The 13,123-nt window shown below is 66.8% G+C and carries 11 protein-coding genes; 9 read left to right on the top strand and 2 right to left on the bottom strand.

The window, feature by feature from the left end:
• Positions 1 to 1,098, bottom strand: a complete 1,098-nt coding sequence (locus tag C995_RS0108295; protein WP_018864493.1) for a DegT/DnrJ/EryC1/StrS aminotransferase family protein — start codon at positions 1,096 to 1,098, stop codon at positions 1 to 3.
• Positions 1,095 to 2,108, bottom strand: coding sequence for a Gfo/Idh/MocA family protein (locus C995_RS0108290; protein WP_018864492.1), 1,014 nt, complete (start codon positions 2,106 to 2,108; stop codon positions 1,095 to 1,097). The genes C995_RS0108295 and C995_RS0108290 overlap by 4 nt, the downstream gene beginning before the upstream one ends.
• 148 nt (positions 2,109 to 2,256) lie before the next feature.
• Here C995_RS0108290 and rnhB point away from each other — a divergent pair, with 148 nt between their 5' ends.
• From rnhB to C995_RS0108245, 9 genes are all read left to right on the top strand, one after another.
• Positions 2,257 to 2,862, top strand: coding sequence for a ribonuclease HII (gene rnhB / locus C995_RS0108285; RefSeq protein ID WP_018864491.1), 606 nt, complete (start codon positions 2,257 to 2,259; stop codon positions 2,860 to 2,862).
• Positions 2,859 to 6,338, top strand: a complete 3,480-nt coding sequence (gene dnaE, locus C995_RS0108280) for a DNA polymerase III subunit alpha (RefSeq protein ID WP_018864490.1) — start codon at positions 2,859 to 2,861, stop codon at positions 6,336 to 6,338. Before rnhB ends, dnaE begins: the two co-directional genes overlap by 4 nt.
• 154 nt (positions 6,339 to 6,492) lie before the next feature.
• A complete protein-coding gene (locus C995_RS0108275; RefSeq protein WP_018864489.1) occupies positions 6,493 to 7,458 on the top strand; it encodes an acetyl-CoA carboxylase carboxyltransferase subunit alpha in 966 nt (321 codons plus the stop codon).
• A 13-nt stretch (positions 7,459 to 7,471) separates the two neighbouring features.
• Positions 7,472 to 8,725, top strand: a complete 1,254-nt coding sequence (gene tilS, locus C995_RS0108270; protein ID WP_018864488.1) for a tRNA lysidine(34) synthetase TilS — start codon at positions 7,472 to 7,474, stop codon at positions 8,723 to 8,725.
• Between the two features lie 169 nt (positions 8,726 to 8,894).
• On the top strand, positions 8,895 to 9,599 hold the full coding sequence (locus tag C995_RS0108265; RefSeq protein ID WP_018864487.1) for an ABC transporter substrate-binding protein: 705 nt from the start codon (positions 8,895 to 8,897) through the stop codon (positions 9,597 to 9,599).
• Complete coding sequence (locus C995_RS0108260) at positions 9,592 to 10,185, top strand: SiaB family protein kinase (RefSeq protein ID WP_018864486.1); 594 nt, start codon at positions 9,592 to 9,594, stop codon at positions 10,183 to 10,185. The genes C995_RS0108265 and C995_RS0108260 overlap by 8 nt, the downstream gene beginning before the upstream one ends.
• A complete protein-coding gene (locus tag C995_RS0108255) occupies positions 10,185 to 10,577 on the top strand; it encodes a DUF1987 domain-containing protein (RefSeq protein WP_018864485.1) in 393 nt (130 codons plus the stop codon). Before C995_RS0108260 ends, C995_RS0108255 begins: the two co-directional genes overlap by 1 nt.
• Positions 10,574 to 11,446 (top strand): GGDEF domain-containing protein, encoded by an 873-nt coding sequence (locus C995_RS0108250; protein ID WP_026279034.1) that lies wholly within the window; start codon positions 10,574 to 10,576, stop codon positions 11,444 to 11,446. The genes C995_RS0108255 and C995_RS0108250 overlap by 4 nt, the downstream gene beginning before the upstream one ends.
• The gene (locus C995_RS0108245; RefSeq protein ID WP_018864483.1) at positions 11,443 to 13,119 is read left to right on the top strand and encodes a PP2C family protein-serine/threonine phosphatase; all 1,677 of its coding nucleotides are present in this window, start codon (positions 11,443 to 11,445) and stop codon (positions 13,117 to 13,119) included. Before C995_RS0108250 ends, C995_RS0108245 begins: the two co-directional genes overlap by 4 nt.
• The last annotated feature ends 4 nt before the right edge of the window (positions 13,120 to 13,123 follow it).

Genomic DNA, 13,123 nt, shown 5'->3' with positions numbered 1-13,123 from the left:
CTAGGCGAGGGCGCGCCGGATCGTGGCGCAGATCGTCTCGATCTGTTCGTCTTCGAGCTCGGGGAAGACCGGCAGGGAGAGGCAGCGCGCCGCGACCGATTCCGTGACCGGGAGACTGGCCGGCAGGTTTGGCAGATCCACGAAGGCCTTTTGCTGGTGCAGCGGGACCGGGTAGTAGATTGCGTGCGCGATCTCGGCCGCCTTCAGGGCCTGCATGATCGCGTCGCGATGATCGGTCAGCAGCGTGTACTGGTGGTAGACATGCGTACCGATCCCGTCTTCGTGCGGGGTCTGGACCGGCAGGCCCTCCAGCCCCTTGCGGTAACTGGCGGCGACGCGTCGGCGCTGGGCGTTGTACTCGTCGATGTGCGGCAGTTTCACGCGCAGGATCGCCGCCTGCATCTCGTCCAGACGGCTGTTGTAGCCCACCTCGTCGTGGTAGTAGCGCTCGCTGGAGCCATGGTTGCGCAGCCGCTTCAGGGCTTCGGCCGAGGTCGGGCAGCTGGTGGTGACCAGGCCGCCGTCGCCGAAGGCCCCGAGGTTTTTCGAGGGGAAGAACGAGAAACAGCCAAAGGCATTGGCGGACCCGGTCTGCGCACCATCGATGGCGGCGCCGAAGGACTGGGCGCAATCCTCGATGATCAGCAGCTTGTGGCGTTCCGCGATGGTCTGCAGCCGCGGCAGGTCGGCCGGCTGTCCAAACAGATGCACCGGGATAATCGCCCTGGTCCGTTCTGTGACCGCGGCCTCGACCTGTTCCGGGTCGATGTTGAAGGTGTCGGGATCAATGTCCACGAACACCGGGTCGGCCCCGACATAGCGAATGGCCTCGGCGGTGGCAATGAAGGTGAACGGCGTCGTGATGACCTCGTCGCCCGGGCCAATGCCCGCGGCGGCCAGGGCCAGATGCAGCGCGTCGGTCCCCGAGGCGCAGGTGATCGCATGGTCCACCCCGAGATAGCGTGCCAGTTCGTCTTCCAGCGCCTGGACATTGGGACCCAGGATATAGCGGGCCCCGGCCAGGACCTCCTGCAGCGCGGCATCGATTTCGGGGCGCAGGCTCTGGTACTGGCGCTGCAGGTCGACCATCGGGATCACGGTTTGACTCCTGTGGGGGTGGTTTCGAGGTGGCTGTGGGGGCCGTCGGCCTGGCCCATTACGTTGAGGTTCTGGTAGACGAGCCTGGTGATCTGCTCGGCAGTGGCCAGGGCCCGCTGGCCGTCGCGACCGCTGACCACGACGGGCCCTTCGCCGCGCACCGCGGCCACGAAGGCGCGGATCTCGGCGAGCAGGGCATCGGCCTCGTCGAACACGCTCTCGTCCCGGTGGATCTCCGGGGCACCGGTCTCCGGATCGGGCGCGCCGATGTGGTTGAGCGACAGGATGCGGTTCTGAAAGTCCACCGAGGCATAGGCGTGCGACTGGAAGATGCGCATGCGCCGCTCGGACTTGTTGCTGACACGCGAAGAGGTCACGTTGGCCACGCAGCCGTTGGCGAACTCCAGCCGCGCGTTGGCGATATCGATGTCCTGGGTGAGTACGCGGGCGCCGGAGGCGCGGACCTCGGTCAGCGGCGAATCCGTCAGGGACAGGATGATGTCGATGTCGTGAATCATCAGATCCAGCACCACGGAGACGTCCGTGGCGCGGGGCTTGTAGGGCGCCAGGCGGTGCGATTCGATGAAGCGCGGATGCAGTGGATCGTCGGTCAGACGGCGCAGGGCCGCATTGAAGCGCTCCAGATGCCCGACCTGCAGTACGACCCCTTTGGCTTCGGCGAGCTGGTTCAGGGCCTCGGCCTGCTCCAGCGTCGCGGTGATCGGCTTTTCGACCAGCACATGGCATCCGGTGTCGAGGAAGTCCCGCGCGATGTCGTAGTGCAGGGTGGTCGGCGCAGCGATGGAGACCGCATCGACGCGGCCGAGCAGTTCGCGGTGATCGGTGACCGCGGCGCAGCCATGTTCGGCGGCGACACGCTCGGCAGTGGCGGCGTCGGCATCGGCCACGGCGACCAGCTCGGTCTCGGGCAGGGCGGCGTACTTGGCGGCATGCCATTTGCCAAGGTGACCGACGCCGATCGCGGCGCAGCGCAGGGGATTCTGGGACATGGGCGGGCTCGAGGTTCGTAGGGCGTGTGCTAGGATTTCCGGCGCTATTGTAACGGATCGCCCGGACGGCGCATGTCCGCGATCCATTCCCGCTATTGTCCAGGGAAACACGGGTTTCGGTGTTTCCCTAAACCCGGCCGGGGGTTCGATGTCCGCAAACAGGGTGGCAAACGCTTGGGTCGCGGGGGTCGACGAGGTGGGACGTGGCCCGCTGGCGGGGCCGGTGGTGGCCGCCGCAGTGATCCTGCCGGAGGGCTTCGCTGCCCCGGGGCTGACCGATTCCAAGAAGCTTTCGGCGCGGCGCCGCCAGGCGCTGGATCTCGAGATTCGCGAACGGGCCGTGGCTTGGGCACTGGGCCGGGCCGAGGCGGCCGAGATTGACGCATTGAACATCCATCGCGCGACCCTGCTGGCGATGCAGCGCGCGGTGGCCGCATTGTCGCAGGCGCCCGATCACCTGCTGGTTGACGGCCGCTTCACGCCCGAGGGCCCCTGGAGCGCCGAGGCCATTGTCGGCGGGGATGGCTCCGTGGCGGCGATCAGCGCGGCCTCGGTCATTGCCAAGGTGGCGCGCGACGCGGAGATGACGGCCCTGCACGAACGCTATCCCGACTACGGCTTTGATCGCCACGCAGGCTACCCGACCGCCTACCATCGCGACGCGCTGGTGCGCCTTGGGCCATGTGCAGAGCATCGTCGCAGCTTTGGGCCGGTGGCGCGGGCGCTGGCCGCTGTTGCGGGGGAAGAGGCATGAGCAGTGGATTGCACGACCCCGGCTTTGTGCACCTGCGGGTGCACTCCGAGTACTCGCTGATCGACGGGCTGGTGCGCCTGAAACCGCTGGTCGCGGCGGTCGCGGAGAAGGGCATGCCCGCCGTCGCGGTGACCGATCACTGCAACCTGTTCGGACTGGTGAAGTTCTATCGGGCGGCTATCGCCCAGGGCGTGCAGCCGATCATCGGGGCCGATCTGCTGGTGCGGGACGCCCGCGCGGACGGGAGCGTGGCACGCATGACCCTGCTCGCGCAGAACGATCCCGGCTACCGCAACCTCACTCGACTGATCTCGCGCGCCTGGCAGGAAGGCCAGGAAAGGGGCATCCCAAGGATCGACGCCGAATGGCTGGACAGCGCGGCCGAGGGGCTGATCGCGCTGTCCGGCGGCATCGATGGCCTGTTCGTGAGCGGCTCCGGGGTCGCGCGCGCATTGACCCCTGATGACCTCGAGCCCTGGCAGCGGCGCTTTCCCGGGCGCTTCTACCTGGAGCTGACGCGCACCGAGCGCCCGGGCGAGGAGGCCTGGATCGAGCAGGCCCTGACGGCGGCGGAGCAGTTTGACCTGCCTGTGGTGGCAACCAACGACGTGCGCTTTCTCAAGGCCGAGGACTTCGAGGCCCACGAGGCGCGCGTCTGCATCCATGACGGGACCACGCTGGATGACCCCTCGCGCCCGCGGCGCTACTCCGAGCACCAGTACCTCGCCAGCCCGGAGGAGATGGCGGAACGCTTCTCGGACATCCCCGAGGCCCTGGCGAACTCGGTGGCGATCGCGCGTCGCTGCAGCGTGAGTCTGACCCTCGGGGAGTCGGTGCTGCCGGATTTCCCGGTGCCGGAGGGATACACGGTCGAGGATCACCTGCGGGAGACCTCCGCGAAGGGGCTCGAGGCCCGGCTGGAGCGTTTCCAGTTTGCCGAGCGCTCCGATTACGACGCTCGCCTGAAGCGCGAGCTGGACGTGATCTGCCAGATGGGGTTCCCCGGCTACTTCCTGATCGTGGCCGACTTTATCCAGTGGGCCAAGGACAATGGCATCCCGGTGGGCCCGGGGCGTGGCTCGGGCGCGGGTTCACTGGTCGCCTATGTGCTGGGGATTACTGACCTGGATCCATTGCGTTACGAGCTTCTCTTCGAGCGTTTCCTTAATCCCGAGCGCGTCTCCATGCCCGACTTCGATGTCGATTTCTGCATGGAGAAGCGCGACGACGTGATCGACTACGTGGCCGAGCGCTACGGCCGCGACAAGGTCTCGCAGATCATCACCCACGGCACCATGGCCGCGAAGGCGGTCGTGCGCGACTGTGGCCGTGTACTGGGCTACGGCTATGGATTTGTCGACCGTATCGCCAAGCTGATCCCGTTCGAGCTGGGCATGACCCTGGACAAGGCCCTGGCCGAGAGCGAGGACCTGAAGGCGCAGTACGATCAGGACGAGGAGGTGCGCGGGATCATCGATCTTGCGCTCAAGCTCGAGGGGCTTACCCGCAATGCGGGCAAGCACGCCGGCGGCGTGGTGATCGCTCCCTCGGCGCTGACCGACTTCTCGCCGCTGTACTGCGAAGACGACGGCGGCTCGCTGGTGACCCATTTCGACAAGGACGACGTCGAGGCCGTGGGTCTGGTGAAGTTCGACTTCCTCGGGCTGCGCACGCTGACGATTATCGACTGGGCGGTCGAGAACGTGCGCAAGATGGACCCGCAGGCCCGTATCGACCTGGATGCGGTCCCGCTGGATGACCCCGACACCTTCAAGCTGCTGAAGGCCTACCAGACCACCGCGGTGTTCCAGCTGGAATCGGGCGGGATGAAGGACCTGATCCGGCGCCTGCAGCCGGACAGCTTCGAGGACATCATCGCGCTGGTGGCCCTGTACCGGCCGGGCCCGCTGCAGTCGGGGATGGTGGACGACTTCATCGACCGCAAGCACGGCCGCGCGCAGGTGGAATACCCGCATCCGGACCTGGAGCCGATCCTGCAGCCGACCTACGGGGTCATCCTGTACCAGGAGCAGGTGATGCAGATCGCCCAGGTGCTGGCCAATTACACCCTGGGCGGCGCCGACCTGCTGCGCCGCGCGATGGGCAAGAAAAAGCCCGAGGAGATGGCCAAGCAGCGCCAGATCTTCATGGAGGGTGCGCTGGGGCGCGGGGTCGAGGAGGGTACCGCGACCTACATCTTCGACCTGATGGAGAAGTTCGCCGGGTACGGCTTCAACAAGTCGCACTCGGCCGCCTACGCCCTGGTCGCCTATCAGACGGCCTGGCTGAAGGCGCATTACCCGGCGCCGTTCATGGCGGCGGTGCTGTCCGCGGATATGGACAACACCGACAAGGTCGTGGGCCTGATCGAGGAATGCCGGAATATGGAGCTGGAGGTCCTGCCGCCGGACGTCAACCAGTCGGACTACCGCTTTACCTGTCGCGATGCCGGGACGGTGGTCTATGGCCTTGGCGCGATCAAGGGCGTGGGCGAGTCCGCGATCGACACGCTGCTGAAGGCGCGTGCGGCGGACGGGCCCTTCCACGGGCTGATCGACCTGTGCCAACGCGTGGACCTGTCCAAGCTGAACAAGCGCGTGCTGGAGACGCTGGTACGTGCGGGTGCGCTGGATGCGATCGGCGCGAACCGTGCGACGCTGCTGAACGACATCCCCACCGCGGTGGCCGCGGCGGAACAGACCGAGCGCAACGCAAGCCTGGGCGTGGTGGATCTGTTTGGCGATCCGGCGGCGGCCGTGGTCCCCGAGAGCGAGACCCTCCCGGAGATGGAGGATGACGACCGCCTGCGAGGGGAGAAGGAGACGCTGGGTTTGTACCTGACCGGGCACCCGGTCGAACGTTATCGCGCCGAGCTCAAGCGGCTGACGGGCAGTACGTTCGCGGATCTGGAGGCGAAGCTGGAGCAGCGGCCCGATGACAGCGGCCAGCAGGGGCGGCGTGGGCGCCAGGAGACCGTGCGTATCGCGGGTCTGGTCGTGGGCGTGCGGGTACGCAACACGCAGAATGGCCGCATGGGTATCGCGACCCTGGACGACCGCAGTGGTCGTGCGGAGATCGTGCTGTTCAACGACGACTTCAATACCTACCGCGATCGGCTGGAGCCGGACACCCTCCTGGTGGCGGAAGGGACGGTGGCGCTGGATGACTATGCCGGCGGCATCCGCATGCGGGCCCGGGCGGTGTACACGCTGGACGAGGCGCGGGCGCAGTGGGCGCGGGCGCTGCACCTGTGCCTGGAGGGGGTGCGCGCCGAGCAGGTGCAGAACCTGCGCGGCCTGATGGAAGAGCATCGCAATGGCCAGTGCCGAGTCCACCTGTGCTACCGCCGGGATGGCCTGGAGGCCGAGCTGAGTCTGCCCGAGGGCTGGGCCATTCGTCCGGACGAGCGGCTGTTGCGCAACCTGCAGCAGACCCTGGGCCCTGGTTGCGAGGCCCAGGTCCTGTACGGCCGCTGAAGGCCCCCGATCGGGCGAAACCGGGTGCCCGAGACCGCTGCATCAGGCCACAGGTCTCGTCGGTCCGTGTCTCGGTCGGTCTCGAACCGGCAGCGAAGTGCGGGGCAATTGGTTACAATTCCGCGCTTACTCTATTGCCGACGCGAGACCCTGCATGAATCCGGATTTTCTCGACTTCGAACAGCCCATTGCCGAACTGGAAGCCAAGATTCGGGATCTGCGCTATGTGGGTGACGACGCCGAGGTCAACATCCAGGAAGAGATCCAACGCTTGGAGGAGAAATGCCGGTCACTGACCGAGAGCATCTTCGCCAAGCTCACCCCCTGGCAGGTGGCGCAGATGTCCCGTCATCCCAAGCGGCCCTATACCCTGGACTACATCCCGCAGCTGTTCGACGAGTTCGAGGAGCTGCACGGCGACCGGACCTATGCGGATGATCCGGCGATCGTCGGTGGCGTGGCCCGTCTCGACGGGCGCCCGGTGATGATCATCGGGCACCAGAAGGGGCGCCAGACCCGCGAGAAGGTCTATCGCAATTTCGGTATGCCGCGGCCGGAAGGCTACCGCAAGGCCCTGCGTCTGATGGAGACCGCCGAGCGCTTCCGGCTGCCGGTCCTGACGTTCATCGACACCCCGGGCGCCTATCCGGGCGTGGGCGCCGAAGAGCGCGGCCAGAGCGAGGCGATCGCCCGCAATCTGATGGTGATGGCGCGGCTGGATACCCCGATCATCGCGACCGTGATCGGCGAGGGCGGCTCCGGCGGCGCACTGGCGATCGGGGTCGGGGATGCCACGCTGATGCTGCAGTACTCGACCTACTCGGTCATCTCGCCGGAGGGCTGTGCCTCTATCCTCTGGAAGAGCGCGGACCGCGCGTCCGAGGCGGCGGAGGCGCTGGGTATCACCTCGCAGCGGCTGCACGATCTGGGTCTGGTCGATCGGATCATTCCCGAGCCGCTGGGCGGCGCCCATCGCGATCCGGAGACGATGTCGGCGCACCTGCGCTCGGCGCTGCTGGAAACCCTCGATGGCCTCGAGGCGCTGGACCCGGCCAAGCGGCTGGATCGGCGTTACCGCCGCCTGATGGACTACGGTGCCTTCCAGGAAGCCGCCTCCTGAGACACCGGGCCGGGTGCCGGGTCGCGCCCACCCGGTGACGGCCGCCGTTCGGGCCTTCCTGCAGGATCACTCCGGCTCTGGTGCCTTGCGCGTCGCCTTCAGCGGTGGCCGCGACTCCTCCGTATTGCTGCACGCGCTCGCGCAATTGCGCCCTCCAGGGCTTGAGGCCTGGCATGTGAATCACGGTCTGCGACCGGATGCCGATGCGCAGGCGGCGTTCTGTGTGCGCGTTGCCGCAACGCTGGATGTCCCGCTAACCGTACGCGAGGTGACCGTTGTCGATGACGCCGCCGAGGGACCGGAAGCCGCTGCCCGCCGTGCGCGCTATGCGGCGCTGCGCGAGGGCCTGGCAGAGCGGGACCTGATCCTGACCGCCCAGCATGCCGACGACCAGGCCGAGACCTTCCTGCTGGCCGCGTTGCGCGGGAGCGGTCCGGACGGCCTGCAGGGCATGCGGACCATGCGTCGTGAAGGGGATACCTGGCTCGGGCGGCCGCTGCTGGAGGTCCCGGGCGAGGCCATCGCGGACTACGCGCGGGTGGCAGGTCTCGACTGGTACGACGACCCGAGCAATAAAGACGCCCGTTTCGATCGTAACTTCCTGCGCCGCGAGATCCTCCCGCGTCTGGCGGAACGGTTCCCTGTCCATGCCTCCCTCGCGCGCTGTGCCCGCTGGCAGCAGGAGGCTGTCGACCGGCTGGCGGGCCTGGAGGAGCAGCTTCCCGATGATTCCCCGTTGCCCGTTGCTGCGCTGGCGGGTCTGGATGCGGCAGGGCGCCGGGCGCGGATGCGGGCGTGGTTGCGCGCACAGGGGCTGAGACCACCGGGGCATGCACGCCTGGAGGAATTCGGCCGGCAACTGGAAACCCATGGGCCGGACCGCAGTCCGGAGCTGCGCTGGGCGGATGGCTGGATGGGTGTCTACCGGGGAATGATTTACGCCGAATCCCCGGATGTGACACGCCCCGCGCCAGTCGACGTGATCCACTGGCCATCAGGACAGGCGCATCTGACGCTCCCGAACGGGCGCGTGCTGGAACGCAAGTCGCTGGAGGCGCTGGATGTAGGGCCGGAAGAGGAGCTGGAGGTCGGTTTTCGCCAGGGGGGCGAAACGGTGGTGACGCCAGCGGGCCGACGGCCCTTGAAAAAGCTGCTGCAGGAGCGGGGCGTGCCACCATGGGTGCGTGAACACCTGCCCCTGGTCAGACGGCGGCGGGATGGATACGTCGTGGCCATTCTCTGGCCCGATGGAGGCCTGGGCCTCTGACCGGTGCGCGTCTGTGAACCCGGCGCTCCCCGGAACCTGTGTTCACCTTGCAGTTGACGGGGCGATCGTAAAGGCCAATGCTTGAACTTTGTCACGCTTTTCAGGGGCCCCGAGTGTGAGATTTATCAGTCGGCGGGTCGTAGGCTGTGTCCAGGGTCTGGCGGTCGCGGTGCTGGCCGCGGCATCGGCGCAGGCCGGTACCCTCAACCTGACCACCGAAAGTTATCCGCCATTCAATTTCGAGACGCCGGATGGCGAGCTCGACGGGATCTCCGTGCGCGTGATGCATCAGCTGCTCGAGGAAACCGGGATCGAAGCGGAGATCCGGCTGCTGCCCTGGAGCCGCGCCTACGCCGAGGCGCGGTCGAATCCCGATACCTGCGTGTTTTCCACGACGCGCACCCCGGAACGCGAAGACCTGTTCGAGTGGGTAGGGCCCCTGGTCGACAATCAGTGGCATGCGTTTGCCCTGGGAAGTTCGGATGTCCAGGTGCAGTCGCTGGATGATCTGCATGACTACCGGGTGGGCGGTTACCGCGATGATGCCGTCGCGTTATATGTCGAGTCGCACGGGATCGAGGTGGATACCGCCCCCAACGACCGGCTGAACGCGCGCAAGCTCGCGGCCGACCGCATCGATGTCTGGGTCAGTGGCGAGCACCTCGCGCCCTGGTATGCCCGTCTGGAGGGTATCGGCGAGCTGCGCTCGTTGTTTGCCTTCAACGACACGGTGATGTCGCTGGCCTGCCACCCGGATACCGATCGCGACCGGCTTGACCGGCTCCAGGCCACACTGGACGCCATGCGCGAGGATGGCCGCTACGCGGCGATCGTCAGCGACGTACTCGACCAAAACGGAGACGCGGATGACTGAGTTGGCCACACAGCGCGAAACCGGCGGGAACGGGCTGATTGCCGAGGAGGTACTGGGCTTTCAGCGCAACATGACCCGGCGCGGCATCATCTTCTCGTTCACCGGGTATATCTCCGAAGGCATCCTGAAGGCGCTGGGTGACGCCCTGCGCCAGAAGATCCGGCTGGAGTCGACCGACAACAAGACCGTGAACCGGGTGTTTTCGGTGTTCGTCGAACAGGTGCAGAACATCATCCGCTACTCCGCCGAACGCATCGAGCACGATGCGGAACCGCCGGTGGAACTTAGCTCCGGCATGATCACGGTCGGGTCCGAGAAAGGCCGGTTTTTCGTGATCTGCGGCAATATCATTGCCCGCGAGGACGCCGATACTCTGGGTGGGCGGCTCAGCGAGCTGCAGGGCATGGACTCGGAGGCCCTGCGGCGCTTCTACAAGGAAAAGCTGCGCGAGCCGCCGGACGAGGGCAGCAAGGGGGGCAGCATCGGGCTGATCGAGATCGCGCGCCGTGCCAGCGAGCCGATCCAGTTCGATTTCGAGCACCTCTCCGACGAGTATTCCTATTTTGTACTGAAGGCCTACATCTGATGGCAGCCATGGAACCCATTCGACACGAGGCAACGGACCGCACGCCGGAGGTCCTGTTCGATTTCGCGGCGGGGCAGTACCGCATTGCCGGCGAGTCCTACCCGGAAGACGCCGCGAGCTTCTATGGTCCCCTGACCCAGGGGCTGCGACAGGCCGTCGAGGAGCGCGCTAGCGACTCGCTGGAGCTCAGCGTCGAGATGATCTACTTCAACAGCTCGACCGCGAAGGCCCTGATGAACCTCTTTCAGATCCTAGAAGAGGCCGCCGAGGCCGGCATGGGCGTGCGCATCAACTGGTGCTACCACGAGGACGACGAGACGATGGAAGAGTTCGGCGAGGACTTTTCCGAAGACTTTGCCCACGCCGACTACCGCATGTGTCCGACGTCATGAACGCCTCCCGCGATCCAGAACAACGCACGCCGGAACCACCCGCGAGCCAGGAAGGCGACGAGACGGAAGCTCTCGCCGATTTCTCGCTGTTCGAGCAGGAGAAGCAGATCATGCAGCGCTCCGAGCAGATGCTGGAGGCGCTGGATGATGTGGCCGAGGGCGTGCGCATGCTGGCCAAGGCCTATTCCGAGAGCTATCGCGTGCAGCGGCGCATGATGCGCATGAGCGACCGCATGCAGGCGGACCTGCAGGCCGCGAACCGTCAGTTGCGCGAGCAGGCCACGCACCTGGAACAGCTCAACTGCGCACTGTCCGACGAGGTGCGCGAGCGCGAACGCCTGACCGCGGAGCTCGAGCGCCTGGCGCTCGAGGATGCCCTGACCGGGCTGTTCTCGCGGCGCCGGGTGATGGACTGTGTCGAGGGGCTGGCCGCAACGGTGGGCGAGCGGTCGCGCTCCCTCGCGGTGATGATGCTGGATCTCGATGACTTCAAGGCCCTGAACGATACCCATGGTCACGCGGCCGGGGATTACGCCCTGCAGAGCTTCGCCGACATCCTGCGTGAGGAGCTGGGTGCCGATCAGTACGCCGGGCGCATGGGCGGGGAGGAATTTTTGGTGGTTGCCGCGGACCTGGATCTCGATGAAGCCATGAGTCTGGCGGAGCGCATCCGTACCAGTGTCGAGGCGACGATCCCGCGCTGGAAAGACCAGCCGCTGCACCTCGAGGTCTCGATTGGTCTGGTGGTCACGACCGAGCGCTGGCCGGATGCCGGTGCGCTGGTCGCCGCGGCGGATGATCTGCTCTACCGCGCGAAGAAGGAAGGTCGTAACCGAGTCGAGGTCCAGTTTCACGGCGAGCCTGCATGACGGAGGCCGGCCCGGTACGCAGCCGCAGTCTGGTCGCGAAGCTGGCGCTCGCGACCCTGCTGGCTGCGCTGGCACTGAGCCTGCTGGCAAGTGCCTACGTGATCGCAGCCGATTCGCGGGCCTTTCACGCCGACACCCTGGAACAGATCGACCGGCTGCAGCGGCTGGTGGCCCCACCGGCGGCCGAGGCGGCCTATCAGCTGAATGCCGATCAGGCGGAGTCGCTGGTGGCTGGCCTGCAGGCCTTTGACGAGATCCACCGTGCCGAGATCCTCGACGATTTCGGCCGTACCCTGGCCGAGGTGGAGCGCGAGGGTGGCGGTGCCTCCTGGCTGGGCGAGCGCCTGTTCGGGGATGATCGCCGGCACGAACGCGAGCTGATCCACCCGGATCTGCGCGAGGCCAATGGTGCCGTGGGAACGCTGCGCGTGGAGCTGGCCCCCGATGTGCTGGGCGCCGCCCTGGTCGAGCGTCTCCGGAACAGCGTGGTCACCAGCGTGGTGCAGGCGGTGATTGTCTCGCTGGTCGTCGTGTTGTTGTTCTACGGCCTGATGCTGCGGCCGATGCTGCGCATCTCCCGGGCCGTGGCGGGCACGGATCCTGACCGGCCAGCCCACTGGCCGCGCCCGGACATGGGGCATCACGCCAACGATGAGCTGGGGGCGCTGGACCGTTCCCTGGATCGGCTCCTGAACGCCTTCCAGCAGGGTCTGGATGCCCGGGATGGGGCGCGCAGCGAGCTGAAGGCGCTGAACGAGGACCTGGAGCGTCGCGTGGTCGAACGGACCCGCGAGCTGGAAGCCGAGAAGCAGGAAACGGAGCGGGCCCTGGCGCGGGTCGACGAGGCCAATCGCGAACTCGAACGCAGCAATCGTCTGGTGGTGGAGAGCATCCGTTATGCACGGCGCATTCAGACGGCCATGCTCCCGGACAAGCACGCCCTGGACGGCGATCTGGACGAGGTGCAGGTCTACTGGGAGCCGCTGCATCTGGTGGGCGGTGACTATTTCTGGCTGGAGGCCATCGACGGTCGCAGTGTGCTGGTGGTGGCGGACTGTACGGGACATGGAGTCCCCGGGGCCTTTATTACCCTGGTGCTGGCGTCCGCGCTGGACCGTATCCTGCACGAGCACCGGCTCCTGGAACCGGCCGCAATCCTGCGCGAGATGGACCGCCTGGTACGCTCGCGGCTGCGTCAGGATGGCCAGGACTCGGATTCCGACGATGGACTGGAGGCGGCGGTATGTGTCTACGACCCGGATGCCCGCACGCTGACCTTCGCCGGGGTGGGGCTGCCGCTGATCATCGATCGTGCGGGGCAGGTGGAAGAGATTCGCGGTGTGCGCGGGGGGCTGGGCTATCGCAGCCTCGCGCCCGCACAGCCGGTGGATCACGTAGTGTCGGTGGAGCCCGGTATGGAGTTCTTCCTGATTACCGACGGGGCCCACGACCATGTCGGGGGCGAGCCGCCGCGGCTGTTCGGGCGCCGGCGCCTGCGCCATGTGCTGGCGGATAAATCCGCGCGCGACCTGACCACCAAGATCGACTCCGTGGTCCGGGTGCTGGAGGACTACCGCGGTGGCGAACCGCGCCGTGATGACATGACCCTGGTCGCCTTTCGTCCGCTTGATCCCAATGCGGAAACTGCGGTTCGCAATGCCGCGGCCGATTGAGCCT

Origin of the sequence: Thioalkalivibrio sp. ARh3, assembly GCF_000377265.1 — a bacterium.
Lineage (GTDB): Bacteria > Pseudomonadota > Gammaproteobacteria > Ectothiorhodospirales > Ectothiorhodospiraceae > Thioalkalivibrio > Thioalkalivibrio thiocyanoxidans.
This window is presented reverse-complemented; position numbering and strand designations above follow the sequence as displayed.